The sequence below is a fragment of the Arthrobacter sp. 8AJ genome (assembly GCF_902506025.1).
Taxonomy (GTDB): Bacteria; Actinomycetota; Actinomycetes; order Actinomycetales; family Micrococcaceae; genus Arthrobacter.
Genome location: NZ_LR733289.1, coordinates 3,806,762 through 3,823,284, shown reverse-complemented (window position 1 = coordinate 3,823,284; position 16,523 = coordinate 3,806,762). Strand labels below are relative to the sequence as shown.

Genomic DNA, 16,523 nt, shown 5'->3' with positions numbered 1-16,523 from the left:
TGTATGAATGAGAGCCATCTGGAAAGGTGCCATCGCGTTCGGCCTGGTCAACGTGCCCGTGAAGGTCTACAGCGCCACTGAGGATCATGACATCAGTCTGCACCAGGTTCACAATGCCGATGGCGGCAGGATCCGCTACCAGCGCCGGTGCGAGGTCTGCAGCGAGGTGGTGGACTACTCGGACATCGAGAAGGCCTTCGAGGAGGATGGCCGCACGGTAGTGCTGTCCAAGGATGAGCTCAAGTCCATTCCCGCCGAGAACAGCCACGAGATCGAAGTGGTGCAGTTCGTGCCGTCGGAGCAGCTCGAACCCATGATGTTCGAGAAGAGCTATTACCTGGAGCCGGATTCCAAGTCGCCCAAGGCCTACGTTCTGCTGCGCCGCGCGCTGGAGGACACGGACCGGGTGGCCATCGTCCAGTTCGCGCTGCGCGAGAAGACCCGGCTGGGTGCCCTGCGGATCAAGGACGACGTCCTGGTGCTGCAGTCCCTGCTCTGGCCCGACGAGGTGCGCGAGGCGAGCTTCCCGTCCCTGGAGGCGGACATCAGGATCTCCGCCCAGGAACGGGACATGTCAGCGGCGTTGGTGGAATCCATGGCCGCCGACTTCGAACCAGACTCCTTCACCGACGAGTACCAGGTGCAGCTCCGCCAGCTGATCGACGCCAAGCTGGAACAGGGCGAATCGCTGGACACGGAGGAAACCTTTGGCGTGGAAGCCGGCGAGGGCGGCAAGGGCGAGGTTATTGACCTCATGGAGGCCCTCAAGCGGAGCCTGGACCGGAAGCGCGGCGGCGGGGAAGCCGCCTCCGCCGGCGGGGAATCCGACGCCGAAGCGGACGCAGGGGACGAGGACACCGAAACTGCCAAACCGGCACGCCGGACCTCCGGCACCAAGGCGGCCGCGTCCAGGACCGCGGCAGCGAAGACCGGCACGGACGATGCCAAGCCAGCCACCAGGTCATCAGCGAAGTCCACACCGGCTTCCGCCAAGTCCACGGCGTCCAAGTCGACGCCAGCCAAATCCACTGCAGCCAAATCCACTGCCGCCAAGTCCGCTGCAGCTAAAACAACCGCGTCCAAGTCCTCCGGCGCAGGCTCGGCGGACACCAAGGCGTCCGGCGCAAAGGCCGCGGCAAAGCCGGCTGCCAAGACCACCAGGGCGCGCAAGCCGGCCTGACCGGCATTTGGGACGGCACTCCGGAAGGGCCTGGCCGGCCGGTCCGGCGCGCTTTCGGGAAACCCTGTCTTTACAGCGGCCTCCAACGCGCCCACAATGAGTCGCATCGCAGCCTCCGCTGTGCCAACAGCGTGCTGTCACCCATGTGGACCTGACACGTAGAGGGGCACGGACATGAGCCAGCAGACCGATGCAGTGGAGGCGGACCGGGAGCTGAAGAAAAAGCACCGGGCCATGTGGGCGTCAGGGGATTACCCCGCCCTCGCGGACGAGATGCTCCTGGAACTGGGCGCCGTCCTGGTGGAGGCCTGCGGCATCAGGTCACGCCAACGGGTCCTGGACGTTGCGGCCGGAACCGGCAACGCGGCCATTCCCGCGGCCATGATGGGTGCCAAGGTGGTGGCCAGCGACCTTACTCCTGAACTTTTTGAGGCAGGGCGCAAAGAGGCAGCCAACCGTGGCGTCAGCCTGGAGTGGCAGGAGGGCGACGCGGAAGCCCTGCCGTTCGGCGATGCGGAGTTCGACGCAGTGATGTCCTGCATCGGGGTGATGTTCGCCCCGCACCACCAGGCGGCCGCGGACGAGCTGCTCCGGGTCTGCAAGCCGGGCGGCTCCGTCGGGCTGCTCAGCTGGACGCCGGAAGGATTCGTCGGGCAGATGCTGGCCGCCCTGAAGCCGTTTGCCCCGCCGCCCCCGCCCGGCGCGCAGCCGGCCCCGCTCTGGGGGAGCGAGGAGCATGTCCGCGAACTGCTGGGGGACCGGATCACCGACGTTCACACCCGCAAGCAGAACCTGGCCGTCAGGAGCTTCCACCAGCCCGCGGACTTCGTCAGGTATTTCAAGTCCCACTACGGCCCCATCATCGCCGTCTACAAATTCCTGGGCGAGGACCAGGAAAAGGTCAAGGCCTTGGACAAGGCCCTGACCGACCTTGCCGATTCCTTCGGTGATGCGCACGGCGATTCCCCGTTCCAGATGGAGTGGGAGTACCTGCTCTTCACGGCAAGAAAGGCTGCAGCATGACCGAAAACCACGTAGCAACGTCCGTCACCATGATCGACGCCGGGCCGGAACGCGTATGGGAGGTGATCACCGACCCCGCCGCCGTGAAGGAGTTCATGTTCGGGGCAACCCTGCAGACCGACTGGAGGGTCGGCAGCCCCATCACATGGCAGGGGGAGTGGGAGGGAAAGCCCTTCCAGGACAAGGGCCGGATCCTCGAGGTCGAACCAGGCCGGAAACTGGTGTACACCCACTTCAGCCCGTTGTCCGGCCAGGAGGACAAGCCGGAGAACTACCACACGCTCGAATGGACGCTGGAGGACCGGGACGGTGCCACGAAGCTTTCGCTGTCACAGGACAACAACCCCAGCGAGGAAGCAGCCGCGCACTCCAAGGGCATGTGGGACAAGCTCGTGGCGGACGTCAAGGCGCTCGCCGAGCGCGGCTGACTGCTCCCCGCCCGGGTGGGCTGGGGGTTAAAACCAGGCGGCCGCCGTCGGACGTTTCCCTTGGGAGGAAAGCCCGACGGCGGCCGCCGGCGTTGTGCTGCCTGGGGCAGCGCAGCTGCTACTCGGCGTCGTGATCCGTTTCGAGGATCTGCACCAGGCGCTCCAGCGCATCGTCTGCGCCGGCACCTTCGGCGCGGAGGACCACCACGTCGCCGTGTGAGGCGCCCAGGCTCATGAGGGACAGGATGCTGGCGGCATCCATGGCCTCGTCTGCCGGCTCGCCTTCACGGGCGATGGTGATGTCCAGGTCGAACTCTCCGGCTGCCTCGGCAAAGATAGCGGCGGGGCGGGCGTGCAGGCCCACGCGGCTGGCGACTGTTGCGGTGCGTTCTGGCATTTTTGCTCCTTTGTCTTTCGGCGTGCTGATGGTTCAGCGCCGGGAAGGTCTGTGGCTAAACCGGCTCAGACGGTTACGGGAACCGGTTCAACCGTATCAACGGTCTTCTTGACTGCCCAGCGCTTGAGGGCGATGACCGACAGGGCGGTAACCACCACACCGACGATGATCGAAACAACGAACATCAGGAAGTTGTCGATGGCGAAGAAGACGAAGATACCGCCGTGGGGTGCCTTGGATCCGACGCCCGCAGCCATCGAGATGGCACCGGTCACCGCACCGCCCAGCATGCTGGCGGGGATAACGCGCAGCGGGTCGGCAGCGGCGAACGGGATGGCGCCTTCGGAGATGAAGGACGCACCCAGCAGCCATGCTGCCTTGCCGTTTTCCTGCTCGGCCAGGCTGAAGAGCTTCTTGTTGAGGACGGTGGAGGCCAGGGCCATGGCCAGCGGCGGAACCATGCCGGACGCCATGACGGCGGCCATGATCTGCCACGGAGCCTGGTTGTCGATGGTGGCGGCACCAAGGCCGGCGACGGCGAAGGAGTAGGCAACCTTGTTGACCGGGCCGCCGAGGTCGAAGCACATCATCAGGCCCAGGATCACGCCCAGGGCGATGGCACCGGCACCGGTGAGGCCGGACAGCCAGGAGTTCAGGCCGTTGGTGATGGCGACGATGGGGCCGCCCAGGATCACGAACATCAGGCCCGAAGCCACCAGCGAGGCCAGCAGCGGGATGATCACCACGGGCATCAGGCCGCGGAGCCAGCGTGCCACCTGCAGGCGGCCCACCACGTGGGCGATGTAGCCGGCCAGCAGGCCGCCAACGATGCCGCCCAGGAAGCCGGCACCCATGAACCCGGCAACTGCACCGGCAACGAAGCCGGGCGCGATGCCCGGACGGTCAGCGATGGCGTAGGCGATGTAGCCTGCCAGCGCCGGAACCAGGAACCCGAGCGACAAGGCGCCGATCTTGAACAGGACCGCGCCGAGGTAGGCGCCCAGTGGACCCCAGGCGTTTTCGGGGAATTCGGTGGGCAGGTTGAACAGGCTGTTCTGGACCACGATCGTGTCCGCGTACTTGGTGATCAGGTAGCCGCCCATGAGGAAGCCGAGGGCGATCAGCAGGCCGCCGCCGGCCACGAATGGAATCATGTAGCTGACACCGGTAAGCAGGGCCTTCTTGAGCTTCTGGCCGATGTGCTCGCCCTTTTCCTCAGCCTCGTGCTCGGCCTGTTCCTCGGCACCGAAGTGCGGGACGCGGCGGGCGTTGGGGTTGTCGGCCGCGGCCAGGGCTTCCTGGACCATCTTGTCCGGTTCGTCGATGCCGCGCTTCACGGGGGCGTTGATGACGGGCTTGCCGGCGAAGCGCTCCTTGCCGCGCACGTCCACGTCAACGGCGAAGATGACGGCGTCGGCTGCGGCGATGACTGCGGGGTCCAGTGCCTTGGCCCCGGACGAACCCTGGGTCTCCACCTGCAGGTCAACGCCTACTTCCTTGGCGGCCGCGACGAGGGAATCGGCTGCCATGTAGGTGTGGGCAATGCCGGTGGGGCACGCAGTCACGGCCACCAGGCGCTTGGGTCCGCGGGCGGCGGAACCGGAGGCGCCGGCCGGGGCACCTACCGCGCTGGCGCCGGCGGCGCTGGCCGCACCGACGCTCGCGCCGACCGGGACTGCGTCAACGGGAGCCGCAGCGGCGTGCGCCGCAGGCTTGTCCGCCAGTGCCCCGTCCACGAGTTCGACGATTTCGGCCTGGCTGGAGGCGTTGCGGAGTGCCGCGGTGAAGTCCTTTTTGATGAGCGACCGGGCCAGCTTGGAGAGCAACTTCAGGTGCTCCTGGTCCGCTCCGTCCGGAGCGGCGATGAAGAACACCAGATCAGCGGGGCCGTCCTTGGCACCGAAGTCCACCTTGGGGTTCAGGCGGGCCATGGCCAGGGTGGGCACGGTGACGGCGGCGGAGCGGCAGTGCGGGATGGCGATGCCGCCGGGGATTCCCGTGGCGGTCTTCTGCTCGCGGGCGAAGGCGTCCGCGAAGAGTCCTTCGACTTCTGATGCGCGTCCGGTGGCAGCTACCTTGCTTGCCAGATGCCGGATCACCGTCTCGGGGGCGTTGCCCAGGTTCTGGTCGAGCTCGACCAGGTCCGTGGTGATGAGCTGGGTCACTGTCAATCCTTTCGAAGGGCCGTGATGGTTACGGCATCCGGGGTGGTTTGGTTTACTGCCGGAACGGTGGAACCCGGCAGCGAGGCAGCGGCGGCACCATGGGCCACCGCCTGACGAAGGCAGTCGGCAGGGGCGGCGCCCCGGCCATGGGCAAGCAGGTAGCCGGCAAGTGCGGAGTCGCCCGCACCCACCGTGCTGACCGCGGCGACCGGTGGGTGCGTGGCCAGCCACGCGCCGTCGGCCGTAACGAGGACAGCTCCCTTGGAACCGAGAGTTGCCAGCACAGCACCCACACCGGAACGGACGACGGCGGCTGCGGCGGCAGCGGCAGCAGCCGGATCCGCTTCCAGTTCGTCACCGGATGCCGGGGGGAAACCGGCAGCTGCGGCCAGCTCCGCCAGTTCCTCGGCGTTGGGCTTCAGGAGGTCGGGCATGCCTTCCGGGCCGCCGGTGAGGGCAGCCGCGAGTGGCAGGCCGGACGAGTCGACGGCGATCCGCGGGGCGGTGCCGTCGGCGGAAGAACGCAGGCGGCGGGCAGCCGTTGCGTAGAAGTCAGAGGGGAATCCCGGCGGCAGCGAGCCGGCCAGGACCACCCAGGTGGCGCCGCGCGAGCTTTCGACCAGCAGCTTGATCAGGGCTTCCTGCTGGTTCTCATCCAGTGCGGGGCCCGGTTCGTTGATCTTGGTGGTCACGCCGCCGGGTTCGGTGAGCGCCACGTTGGTGCGCAGCGGCTCGTCGATGGGAAGGGGAACGAAGGGCACTGCGTGCTCGCGCAGCCCGGCCAGGACGGGATCGCTGTCCGCGCCGGGGAGGACGGCAAGGGACTCCAGTCCCGAGGCGACCAGGGCGCGGGAGACGTTGACGCCCTTGCCGCCGGATTCCTGGCGGACGGAGACGGCGCGCTGTACCTCGCCACGCTCCAACGGGCCGGGAAGGGCGACGGTCCGGTCAAGGCTGGGGTTGGCCGTGAAGGTGACGATCATGCGACCACCACATCAACGCCGGCCTCTTCCAAGGCGGCTGCGAGTTCAGGTCCGGGTTCACTGTCTGTGATCAAGGTGTCCAGATCTTTCAGGGAGGCGAACTGGACCAGGGTTTCCGTGTCCAGCTTGGAGGAGTCGGCCAGCACCACAATGCGGCGTGCCGACTGGACGAAGGCTGCCTTGACGGCGGCTTCTTCAGGATCGGGAGTACTGACGCCAAAGGTGGCGTGGATGCCGTTGGTCCCGATGAACGCGATGTCAGGGCGGATCCGGGCGGCAGCGTTCACCGTTGCCTGCCCCACGGCCACCTGGGTGAGGCCGCGAACCCGGCCGCCCAGGATCTGCAGGGCAACGCCGGGGACGTTGGAGAGTTTGCTGGCAATGGGTACTGCGTGGGTGATGACCACCAGTTCGTGCTGGGGGCCCGTTCCGTCGGAAGGTTCGACGGCGGCGCGGCGGGCCAGCATGTCGGCAAGCAACTCGGTGGTGGTGCCTCCGTCCATCAGGACGCTGGCGGGCGAGTTCCGGGGGATCAGGGCAAGGGCGGCTTCGGCGATCCGGATCTTTTGGTCCGGCCGCTGGATGGCCCGTTCAGTGACGCTTTCCTCGGTGGTGCTGAAGCGGTCTGCCGCAACGGCGCCGCCATGGACACGGCGGACCGTGCCGGCGTTTTCGAGGGCTGCAAGGTCCCTGCGTACCGTTTCGGTGGTGATGCGGAAGCGCTCAGCCAGCAGGGTCACGCTGACCCGGCCGCTGCCGGCTACAAGCTCGGCAATCTGCTGCTGGCGCTCTTCGGCGAACACATACCCTCCGTTGCGTAGGTCCTGCTGTGAGTTTGTACGCCTGGCCGTCTTCTTCGGTCCTGCGTGACTGGCATCACATTGATGTTGAGTTACTTGACTTTATCTTTGGTTCTGTTGGTTTGTCAATGGAAACCAACATGAAACAAGATCCAGCATTTTCAGGCCCGGGCGCAGGCGCGAAAAAGCCGGGCTGGACACGTGGTGGTCCAGCCCGGCTTCTCGGGTTCATTGGTGGTGGCCCGGATCCCGTCCCCGGTGTCGGCCCGGCTAGATGCCGCCGTCCCGGCTTTCGTGGCGGGTGATGCGCTCGCCGGTGGTGGGATCGATGACCGAACGGGACTCGCTGACCCGGCGGCTGCGGCCGGGGGAAGCGAGGATGAGTGAGGCGATCAGCCCGATTACGCCTACCGCCATGAGGATGTAGCCCACCAGTTGCTGGTCCACGAACGGGATGAGTCCGGGCGCCACGGCCCAGGCAAGGATGGCGCCGAGGGCGATGAGGAAGATTGACGATCCGATTCTCATGACTTGCTCCTTATGGCCGCGGGCTGCGCGGCGCTGGTAGGGCGATACGGGAGGGTGGTGCGTACACTGCCAAAAGCCAAGCCTGCTGTCTATCAAGCGTCACGCTACCTCCCGGTGATTGCGGATTCAATGATCCGGGCGGGGCGTCGTGCTTCCGTAGTTAGGCTTGACCAGTGGAAACAGTTGTGTGGTCCAAGCCGGAAGGCCAGCGCGCAGGCACCCCCCTCCTGGTGATGATGCACGGTTACGGTACGGACGAGTCCCGGATGGTGCGCCTCTTCGAGTACCTGCCTCCCGAGTTCACGTTTGCCGCCCTGCGGGCTCCGATGCCCATCGGGGACCACTGGGGCTGGTTCCTGCTCGACTACTTCCTGGCGAACGACTTCGCGGATGTCATCTCCGCCGCCAACTCGGTGCGGGCCTGGATCAGTTCCGTCAGGGACCAGCACAGCAGCGTCACCCTGATGGGTTACTCGCAGGGCATGGCCATGGCCAGCACGCTCCTGCGGCTGCACCCGGATGACTACAAGGCCGTTGTGGGACTGTCCGGCTTTGTGCTCAACAACGAGCTCCTCTCGGTGACGGACTCCTTTGACGTCAGGCCGCCCTTTTTTTGGGGCCGGGACAAGGCGGACCTGGTGATCAACGAGGACGCCGTTGCCTACACCGCGGAGTGGCTGGAAAAGAACACGCTGCTGACGGCCCGGACGTACCCGGGAATGGGGCACGCGATGTCCAAGACCGAGATGGTGGACGTCAGCGCCTTCCTGCGCCACTACGTGCTGCGCTGACTGTGTAGCTGCCCCATCGGTGGGTACGAAAAAACAGTTGCCAGCGAAATTTGCAAGCGCTTACACTCGTCTACGGCCATGATCGGTCCTGCAGTGGGCGGACAAGGAAGTGATGCTGCGTGCATGAGGCGCAGCAGTATCCTCCTTCAGGCTGTCCCGGCAGGGCCGGCTGTCCACGAACCGAAAGGACACCGCACTGCCGATGACACTCGAAACTGCAGCTGGGACCGCCGGCTGGACCGGCGCCGCAGCAATCCTCTTTGACCTGGACGGCGTTCTGACGCCCACCGCCACCGTGCACGAGCGCGCCTGGCAGGAACTGTTCGATGGCTACCTGGCCTCGCATCCGGAGGTCCCCGGGTACCGGGAAAGCGACTACTTCGACCACATCGACGGCAAGCCCCGCTTTGACGGTGTGCGCGACTTCCTGGCTTCGCGGGGGATCACGCTCCCGGAAGGCCCGCTGGATGACGACCCTGCCCACGAAACCGTCCAGGGCCTGGGCAACCGGAAGAACGCGATCTTCAATGACATCGTGAGCGCCGGCGTCGAACCGTTCCAAGGCTCGGTCCGCTTCCTCGAAGCCGCCCTGGAACGCGGACTCAAGGTCGCCGTCGTCTCTTCCTCCCGCAATGCCCCTGCCGTCCTGAAAGCCGCCGGACTCAGCCACTATTTCCCCGTGGTGGTGGACGGTGTGGTGGCCGCGGAACAGGGCCTGCCCGGAAAACCAAGCCCGGCCACCTACGAATACGCGGCCAAACTCCTGGACCTCTCCAGTCCGGAGTGCGTAGTGGTCGAGGACGCTGTGTCAGGGGTTCAGGCCGGACACGCGGGATCGTTCCACTCCGTGATCGGCGTGGACCGTGGCGCCGGGCGGCAGACGCTCCTGGACGCCGGAGCCACCCTGGTGGTCAACGACCTCCAGGAACTCGTCCCCTAAACCCAGGCCTCAAACCCCGTTGCCTGCCCCGGGCAACCCTGCTGCTCCCCGGCAGCACCCATCCGAGTATTGCCCTTCCCCCGAATATTCCGTGCCGGCCAGTCCGGCACCACAGCAAGGCCAAAAGGACCCCGACCATGGCATTGATCTCCGCGGACCGCGAACGGTTCCCCGATACCCCCTGGCAGCTCGTCGAAACGCGCTACGGAACCGATGGCGCCGGAACCCTGGAGGCCCTGTTCGCCCTGGGCAACGGCCATCTGGGCATCCGGGGTGCCCATTGGGCGGCGGCCGACGCAGAGCTGCCAGGCAGCTTCATCAACGGCCTGCACGAAATCTGGGACATCAAGCACGCCGAAAATGCCTTTGGCTTCGCCCGGACGGGCCAGCGAATCCTCTACATCCCGGACGCCAACAACTTCACCGTGGTGGTGGACGGCGAAAACCTCAGCCTTGCCGAATCAGAGGTCCTGGACTATCGCCGGAGCGTCGACTTCTCCACCGGGATCTACGAGTGCCGCATCACCTGGCAGTGCCGTTCCGGCGCCACGGTGACCACCACGGAACGGCGGGCGGTGGGCTACGAATCCCGCGGCTGCCTGGGCATTTCCCTGGAGGTGGATGCGGACCGGCAAATCTCCCTGGACGTCACCTCCGCGGTGATCAACCGCCAGGACCAGCCGGTGGAAGACCACTCCGTCCACGATCCCCGCCGGGCGGGACGGCACGCCGGGCGGGTGCTGCTCCCCGTGCGGCTGGACGGCGGCGACGGCTCGCTGCGGTTGTCCTGGGAGGCAGCCGAGTCCAAGCAGCGGGTGGGGATCGCGGTGGACCACTGGACCTCCGCCGGCCACCAGCCGTTCGAAACGGTGGTGGACCAGGACGACAGCACCGTCCGGTACGTCCTTGCAGTGGACGCCGGTGACCCGTTCCGGCTGGAAAAGACCGTCAGCTACGCGGCCGGCCCCACCGTCCAGGACCCGGACGTGGATGCGGCCGCAGTGGCTGAGGAGGCCCTCCGCCCGGTGGACAGCATTTTTGCCGAAAGCATGGCCCACTACCGCGGCTACTGGGCCACCTCGGACATCGTGGTTGAGGGCGGCCGGCCCGGGCTGCAGCAGGCCATCCGCTGGAACCTGTTCCAGCTGGCCCAGGCCACGGCGCGTGCCGATGTTGCCGGCATCCCCGCCAAAGGCGTGACGGGCTCGGGCTACGAGGGGCACTACTTCTGGGACCAGGAGGTGTACCTGCTGCCGTACCTTACCTACACCAACCCCGACGGCGCCCGGCAGGTCCTCGAGTTCCGCCACGGCATGCTTCCCGAGGCCAGGATCCGGGCGAAGGAGCTGAGCGTGGACGGCGCCCTCTTCCCGTGGCGCACCATCAACGGGCTCGAGGCCAGCGCCTATTACGCGGCCGGTACCGCACAGTTCCATATCGCCGCCGCGATTGCCTTCGCCACCAACAGGTACCTTTGGGCAACCGGGGATGCCGGATTCCGGGATGGCATGGGCGCTGAACTGCTGATCGAGACGGCCCGGATGTGGATCTCCCTGGGCTTCTTTGGCAAGGACGGGCTCTTCCACATCCACGGCGTCACCGGCCCTGATGAGTACACGGCAGTGGTGAATGACAACCTGTACACGAACGTGATGGCCCGCTTCAACCTGCGTGCCGCCGCCGCGCTTGGGCACGCAGGCATCACCCACGAGGAGCGCCAGCTGTGGGAGGCTGCCGCCAACCGCATGCAGCTGCCCTTCGATGACCGGATGCAGGTCCACTCCCAGGACAACGACTTCATGACCCTGGAGGCCTGGGACTGGACCACGCCGCGGTCCAAGTATCCGCTGCTGCTGCACTTCCACCCGCTGGTCATCTACCGGCACCAGGTCCTGAAGCAGGCCGATACCGTCCTGGCCATGTTCCTGCAGTGGCAGGACTTCACTGCTGAGGAGAAGCAGCGGGCCTTCGACTTCTACGATCCCATCACCACCGGCGATTCCACGCTGTCCGCCTGCGTCCAGGGGATCATAGCGGCCGAGGTGGGCTATTCGAGGGAGGCCCTGGACCACTTCACCAATGCCGCCTTCATTGACCTTGACAACACGCACGGCAACACGATCGACGGCGTGCACATCGCCTCCACCGGCGGAGTCTGGAGTTCGCTGGTGTGCGGTTTCGCCGGCATGCGCGACCAAGGCCCGGTCCCGTACTTCGATCCCCGCCTTCCCGCGGAGTGGGAGGGGCTGACCTTCCACCTGAAGATCAGGGGCCGCCTGCTGCTGGTCCAGCTCGCCGCCGGCTTCATCACGCTGACGGTCCAGGACGGCGGTCCGCTGGAAGTTGACGTCCGTGGCCAGCGGCTGACGGTGGGCAACGAGCCGGTGCGGGTTCCACTGGAACCGGTCGCGGAACCGGAACCCACGGTGTTCCCCAGCGGATTGCCGACGGCGAGCATCCCGGTGGTGCGCGGCAACAGCTGAGCGGGGTGCCGGGCTGGGCGGACGCGCCGGGGGAGGCCCGGCGGCTTCCCATGCCGGGCCTCCCCAGTCTCCTGTTGTCTTCCGGCCTGGTGCCCCCCAAAACAGCACCAGGCCGGAGCGCAGTGGCCTAGCCGGCGAGGAGGGTGGCGGCTTCCTGGCGGGTGGTGCCGGAGTCCTGGATGCCTTCGGCGATGTGGGCGAGTTCGGCGGGGATGTCGCGGCCTTTTTTGCGCATGGCGGTGGCCCAGAGGCGGCCGGCGCGGTAGGAGGAGCGGTGATGGCGCCCAGGGCCCACATCAGGGCCAGGGAGAGGAAGAGCAGGACGAAGTGTCCGCCGATCCCGGCGCCGGCGAGCATGCCGGCGCCTTTGCCTGCGCGGGAGGTGGATTGTTTGAGTTCGGCTTTGGCCAGTTCCACTTCCTGGCGCATCAGGGTGGACAGGTCACGGGTCACGTCCCCGAGGAGGTCACCGAGTGAGGCGTTGTCCGCTTTCACATGCGCCGCGCTGGGCGGCGGCTCCGGAATCTGGCTACTCATCACAGACCACCCGTCTGGCCGCCCCGGGTGCGGTCCTGGGTGAGGGGATCGTTTGCCATGGGATCGTCGGCGAGGGCGCGGTCACGGAGCGGGTCGTCGGAGAGCTGGTTTCCTGACCAGGGCTCTTCCACGAGCTGCGGGCTGTCCAGGCCGCTGGCCGCACCTGCTGCTTCCGGATAGCTGCTGCCCGGTGCGCCGCCGTCGTATCCCGCCGTTGTGGTGGCCGGTGGGGGCAGCTGGACCGGCGGGGGCGGAACCGTCCCGCCCGCAACGGGGTATGACTGGTTGTACTGGTCGCCGTAGGCGGCGCCGGAGTACTGGCCGGACAGGCCCGCTGCACCGGTGCCGGCAGTGGATGTTTCGGGAGGGCCTGCGGTGAGTCCGCGGGTGAGGCGTCCGGCGAGGACGCCGGCGCCGGCGGCGAGGAGCAGGAAGGTTCCGGGCCGGTTGCGGGCGAACCGCTGGACCTCGTTCAGGAGGTCACCCGGCTCCCGGTTTTCCAGCCAGGTGGCCATGGAGGAGGTGCGTTCTGCGGCCTGGCGGACCAGGTCGCCGGCCATGCCCTGCTGGTCCGGGGCGTTGGCCATGCTGTGCAGCTGGGTGGAAATATCGCGGATGCCCTCCGCGGCCTTCTGCTGCTGCGTGCCCGCCTGGCTGGTGAGGCCGGACTTTGCCTGGTGCAGCAGGTCCTGCGCATTGGCTTTCGCCTCATGCGCCACGTTCGCGGCTTCTTCCTTTGCCGTCTGGGCTACATTCTGTGCCGATCCCGCTGCGGTCCGGGCAACATCGGCTGCTTCTTCCTTGGCTGCGTCCTTGCGGGACGTACCGTAGGCGTCACCAGCCTGGCTGCCGCCGGCAAGGGGAGCAGCGGTTGAGGGGAAGGTGGCGGGCTCCCGCTCGCCAGGGATTCCTGTATTGGCCGGGGGAGCCGTGTATGCGGGATCCTCGGGCCATTGGTTCTCTGTCATCTTCGCTCTCTTTCCAAGAAGGCCGGTTGTTGATCAAGAACCAGCAATACTGGCCGTAAAATGATAAGCATGATTACTAATGAAAGGTAAGTACCCTTGCTAAGCGAGTTATAACCGTTCCAAAAATGTCAGCCGGAATGGCGAGGGCCTGCCCGGTCACAACGAAGTGGAAAGTGGTGGGAAACGTGGATACAGCTCCATGGGTATGGGTGATAGTTGCCGTTGTTGTGGTGGTACTGATCGTGCTGCTGCTCCTGGCCGGTGGAAGGCGCCGGAAAGCCATGCAGGAGAAGCGGGACCAGGAGCACCGGGAAAAGGCCGCCGAGATCCGGCGCGAAGCCGAGAACATGGAAATTGACGCCCGTGAACGTGAGGCCAAAGCCATCCGGGCGCGCGCGGACGCCGAGCAGGCGCAGGTTGACGCTGCACGGCTGCGCCAGGAAGCAGAAAAGCGCAGCCAGGAAGCCCAGTCCCTGCGGGGTGACGTTGCCAGCCGTGCACGGAAGGCGGACGAACTTGATCCCGATGTAGGGCCCGATGGCAGGCGGCAGCAGCGCCCCGTTGTTCACGACGCCCGGGACGAGCGCCGCGAAGGATACGACGCCGGGCAGGGGCGTCCTGTAGTGAATGATGCCCGGGAGGATCGCCCTGTGCTGAATGACGCCCGGGACGAGCGCCACGAAGGACATGACGCCCAGCATTTTCAGGGCAGTGAGGTCAACCGTGACGGGCGCGGTCCGGCCCACGCGGGTCCTGCCCGGGACATGGGCTCAGACATGGGCGGGGATGCAGCTTATCCCGGTGCTGGGAGCGCGGACACCGGCCGTCGCGGGCGGTACGACTCTCCTGACGCCGGTGGTGGCCTTGGCGGGCACCATGACGCTCCGGCGGCGGGTGCCGAAACCGGGATCCCTGAGGCCGAGGCTGAGGCTGGGCGGAGGCGCCAGGCGGACGCCAGGGACGCTGCCGCCGGGCATGGCGTCCGGGATGAGCGCGGCGAGGGCGACCCTCGAACCGGCATCTGAATGCACCGGCATGTGAACGCGCAGCCGTATGAACGCGCTGCCATCTGACGCGCAGCCATGAAAGATGGAGGCCGCCGCCTTTTGGGCGGCGGCCTCCAGCGGTTGGCTTTAGGGGCGGCGCGGCTTCAGGACGGGGGAAGGACTGACCCCTTCCCCCTTTCCCATGCCCGCAAGCAGTTCCTTGACGGCATCGATCGACGAAACTTTCGGCTCCCAAGCCAAAATGCGTTCCGCGCGGCTGGTGTCCATGATGGGGGCGCCGGCGGCCATCTCCACCCACCCCGAATCGGTGGGTTGCACCCGGGCGCGCCACGTCAGGTCAACGACTGCATGGAGCAGCGCCATGGGGATGGGGAGGATCCTCTTGGCGCCAAGGATGCGCCCCAGTTCCTGCGGTGTCAGGACGGGCTCGGCGGCGATATTGAAGGCTCCGCTGGCACGCTGGTCCACCACCCGCCAATAGGCCTCGGCGACATCGTCGGCATGGACTGCCTGGAATACCAGGTTGTCCGGGACGGGCAGTATCGGCAGCCATGGCTTGGGCGGCACCAGCCGGGACAGGACGGGGCCAAGGAAGTACCTGCCGATTTCAGCCCCCGCGTGTTTCTGGAAGATGAGAGCCGGCCGCAGCCGCGCGACGGCGATGCCCGGGTTCGCGGCCATGAAGCCGTCCAGGAACTTCTCCTGTTCGGCCTTGTGCCGGCTGTAGTGCGAACCGGCCATTCCTCCCGCCGGCCACGACTCGTCCCTGCGCTGGTCCTTGCCCGACTTGCTGTAGGCGCCCACCGAAGAGGCGCAGGCAACCTGTTTGACTCCCGCCCGGCCCGCGGCATCCAGGACGTTTCTGGTTCCGATGACGTTGGTCCGGTGCAGCATGTCCAGGTCCCGGTTCGGCTGGATCTGCCACGCCAGGTGGACTACCGCATCAACCCCGTCCAGCGCCTGCTCCAGCCGGGGAATGTCCCGCTCCAGGCCCACATCCAGGGTGTGCCACTGCACGCCGGCGTAGGGCTCCCGGGACGTGTCGGGAAGCCTGCGGCTGATTCCCACCAGCTCCAGGCTTCCGGGCTTTCTCTTCAGCTGGCGCTGCAGGTTTCGCAGCAGTGCTGTTCCCGCGTTTCCGCTGGCTCCGGTGATGGCAATGCGCATGACGAGACTCCTAGGCGGGTTGGTCCGGTTGCCGTTTACATTCCGAGCTTATAGCGGAGAAGGATTGTTTTATAAGCAAGCTTATGATTTCCTACTTCTAAGTCTTGCCGCAGGCTTTCGGAACCAGACCGAGGGAAACCACACTCATGCCCGAATCCTTTGCCGCACTAGCCGTGGACGCTGCGCCCGTCCACCATCCACAGCCGGTATCCGTATCCCAGCAGACCCCTCCCGCCGCCTCAGGGCGGCTCCGGGAGACGTTCGAAAACGACCTGGTCCTAAGGTACCTGGACCTCGCAGAAGCTCTCGCTGCGCGCTTTGAAGCCCGTGGCAGGGAGAGGGCTGACCTGAACCAGGTGGCCTATCTGGGCCTGGTGAAGGCAGCGCGCGGTTTCGACCAGGCCAAAGGGGAGAGCTTCCCCGCCTACGCCGCGCCCACCATCACCGGCGAACTCAAGAGGTACCTCCGGGACCGGACCTGGGTTGTCCGTCCGCCACGCCATATCCAGGACCTGAGGACGCGCCTGTTCCGGGCAGAGCCGGAGCTGACCCAATCCCTGGGCCGCAACCCCAGCGTTGCGGAGCTGGCCGGGGAGCTGGACAGTGACCCGGCAGAGGTGCAGGAGGCCATTTCGGCGTCCAGCAGCATGCACCCGGACTCCCTCGACGCGGTGAACCCGAACTCGGATGCACCCTCCATCGGCGAGGTGCTGGCGTGCCCGGAAACTCCGCTGGAACGGCTTGAAGAGCTTGCCTGCCTCCGTGAGGCGATGCAGGACCTGGATGATTCCGACCGCGAACTTCTGTACCGGCGCTACTTCTGCGAGGAAACGCAGGTGCAGTTGGGAAAGCGGCTGGGAATGTCACAGATGCAGGTCTCCCGCCGCCTGGCCAAGGTGCTGGTGGAACTGCAGCGCAGGCTGGAGGAAAGCACGCAATCCGGGAGCCAGGAGGCCACAGCCGGCAACGGAACGCCAGGCCGCGCCGTACGGCCAGGCCACCCGGCCGGCCCTGTTGCACCGTTCCACCGGACCGGGAGGGCCGGGCATCCCGGCGCTCCCGTCAAGCGCGTGGACCGGCGCCACGGCGGTACCGGGACCAGGTAGCAGCCCTGCTGCGCGGCACG

General features: G+C 66.6%; 15 protein-coding genes and 2 pseudogenes. 8 read left to right on the top strand and 9 right to left on the bottom strand.

The features are described from left to right. Positions 1 to 7 precede the first annotated feature (7 nt). The 3 genes from ku (at position 8) to BACI349Y_RS17740 (ending at position 2,631) form a co-directional block, all read left to right on the top strand. A complete protein-coding gene (gene ku / locus BACI349Y_RS17750; RefSeq protein ID WP_159633834.1) occupies positions 8 to 1,180 on the top strand; it encodes a non-homologous end joining protein Ku in 1,173 nt (390 codons plus the stop codon). A 174-nt stretch (positions 1,181 to 1,354) separates the two neighbouring features. Beyond that, positions 1,355 to 2,203: a class I SAM-dependent methyltransferase gene (locus BACI349Y_RS17745; RefSeq protein WP_159633831.1), complete on the top strand. Its 849-nt coding sequence runs from the start codon at positions 1,355 to 1,357 to the stop codon at positions 2,201 to 2,203. Next, entirely contained in the window at positions 2,200 to 2,631 is a 432-nt protein-coding gene (locus BACI349Y_RS17740) for an SRPBCC domain-containing protein (RefSeq protein WP_159633828.1), read from the top strand. The genes BACI349Y_RS17745 and BACI349Y_RS17740 overlap by 4 nt, the downstream gene beginning before the upstream one ends. 118 nt (positions 2,632 to 2,749) lie before the next feature. On the opposite strand, the gene BACI349Y_RS17735 is transcribed toward BACI349Y_RS17740, so the two are convergent. The 5 genes from BACI349Y_RS17735 to BACI349Y_RS17715 all read right to left on the bottom strand — a co-directional run bounded on the left by BACI349Y_RS17735 (position 2,750) and on the right by BACI349Y_RS17715 (position 7,504). Next, positions 2,750 to 3,028: an HPr family phosphocarrier protein gene (locus BACI349Y_RS17735; protein ID WP_015935750.1), complete on the bottom strand. Its 279-nt coding sequence runs from the start codon at positions 3,026 to 3,028 to the stop codon at positions 2,750 to 2,752. 65 nt (positions 3,029 to 3,093) lie between these two features. Then, positions 3,094 to 5,193 carry a PTS fructose transporter subunit IIABC gene (locus tag BACI349Y_RS17730; protein WP_159633825.1) on the bottom strand — a complete coding sequence of 700 codons (2,100 nt, stop codon included), beginning with the start codon at positions 5,191 to 5,193 and terminating at the stop codon, positions 3,094 to 3,096. A 2-nt stretch (positions 5,194 to 5,195) separates the two neighbouring features. After that, a complete protein-coding gene (locus BACI349Y_RS17725) occupies positions 5,196 to 6,176 on the bottom strand; it encodes a 1-phosphofructokinase family hexose kinase (RefSeq protein WP_159633822.1) in 981 nt (326 codons plus the stop codon). After that, on the bottom strand, positions 6,173 to 6,979 hold the full coding sequence (locus BACI349Y_RS17720; protein ID WP_159633819.1) for a DeoR/GlpR family DNA-binding transcription regulator: 807 nt from the start codon (positions 6,977 to 6,979) through the stop codon (positions 6,173 to 6,175). The genes BACI349Y_RS17725 and BACI349Y_RS17720 overlap by 4 nt, the downstream gene beginning before the upstream one ends. A 267-nt stretch (positions 6,980 to 7,246) precedes the next feature. Continuing rightward, positions 7,247 to 7,504, bottom strand: coding sequence for a DUF6458 family protein (locus BACI349Y_RS17715; RefSeq protein WP_159633816.1), 258 nt, complete (start codon positions 7,502 to 7,504; stop codon positions 7,247 to 7,249). 173 nt (positions 7,505 to 7,677) lie between these two features. Here BACI349Y_RS17715 and BACI349Y_RS17710 point away from each other — a divergent pair, with 173 nt between their 5' ends. The 3 genes from BACI349Y_RS17710 (at position 7,678) to BACI349Y_RS17700 (ending at position 11,718) form a co-directional block, all read left to right on the top strand. Continuing rightward, a complete protein-coding gene (locus tag BACI349Y_RS17710) occupies positions 7,678 to 8,295 on the top strand; it encodes an alpha/beta hydrolase (protein ID WP_159633814.1) in 618 nt (205 codons plus the stop codon). 202 nt (positions 8,296 to 8,497) lie between these two features. Next, entirely contained in the window at positions 8,498 to 9,235 is a 738-nt protein-coding gene (locus BACI349Y_RS17705) for an HAD family hydrolase (protein ID WP_159633811.1), read from the top strand. Positions 9,236 to 9,372: 137 nt separating this feature from the next. After that, positions 9,373 to 11,718: a glycoside hydrolase family 65 protein gene (locus tag BACI349Y_RS17700; RefSeq protein ID WP_159633808.1), complete on the top strand. Its 2,346-nt coding sequence runs from the start codon at positions 9,373 to 9,375 to the stop codon at positions 11,716 to 11,718. Between the two features lie 127 nt (positions 11,719 to 11,845). On the opposite strand, the pseudogene BACI349Y_RS17695 reads toward BACI349Y_RS17700, so the two are convergent. From BACI349Y_RS17695 to BACI349Y_RS17685, 3 genes and pseudogenes are all read right to left on the bottom strand, one after another. Next, a pseudogene (locus tag BACI349Y_RS17695) lies at positions 11,846 to 11,992 on the bottom strand (lipoyl synthase); the annotation flags it as partial. A gap of 2 nt (positions 11,993 to 11,994) precedes the next feature. Then, positions 11,995 to 12,255: pseudogene (locus BACI349Y_RS17690) on the bottom strand (phage holin family protein); the annotation flags it as partial. After that, positions 12,255 to 13,223, bottom strand: a complete 969-nt coding sequence (locus BACI349Y_RS17685; RefSeq protein ID WP_159633805.1) for a hypothetical protein — start codon at positions 13,221 to 13,223, stop codon at positions 12,255 to 12,257. The gene BACI349Y_RS17685 and the pseudogene BACI349Y_RS17690, both read right to left, overlap by 1 nt. Before the next feature lie 185 nt (positions 13,224 to 13,408). Between BACI349Y_RS17685 and BACI349Y_RS17680 the strand changes: the two genes are divergently transcribed. Then, a complete protein-coding gene (locus BACI349Y_RS17680) occupies positions 13,409 to 14,248 on the top strand; it encodes a hypothetical protein (RefSeq protein ID WP_159633802.1) in 840 nt (279 codons plus the stop codon). Between the two features lie 108 nt (positions 14,249 to 14,356). On the opposite strand, the gene BACI349Y_RS17675 is transcribed toward BACI349Y_RS17680, so the two are convergent. Further along, a complete protein-coding gene (locus BACI349Y_RS17675) occupies positions 14,357 to 15,397 on the bottom strand; it encodes an NAD-dependent epimerase/dehydratase family protein (protein ID WP_159633799.1) in 1,041 nt (346 codons plus the stop codon). 146 nt (positions 15,398 to 15,543) lie between these two features. Here BACI349Y_RS17675 and BACI349Y_RS17670 point away from each other — a divergent pair, with 146 nt between their 5' ends. Next, complete coding sequence (locus tag BACI349Y_RS17670; protein WP_159633796.1) at positions 15,544 to 16,503, top strand: sigma-70 family RNA polymerase sigma factor; 960 nt, start codon at positions 15,544 to 15,546, stop codon at positions 16,501 to 16,503. Positions 16,504 to 16,523: the final 20 nt, after the last annotated feature.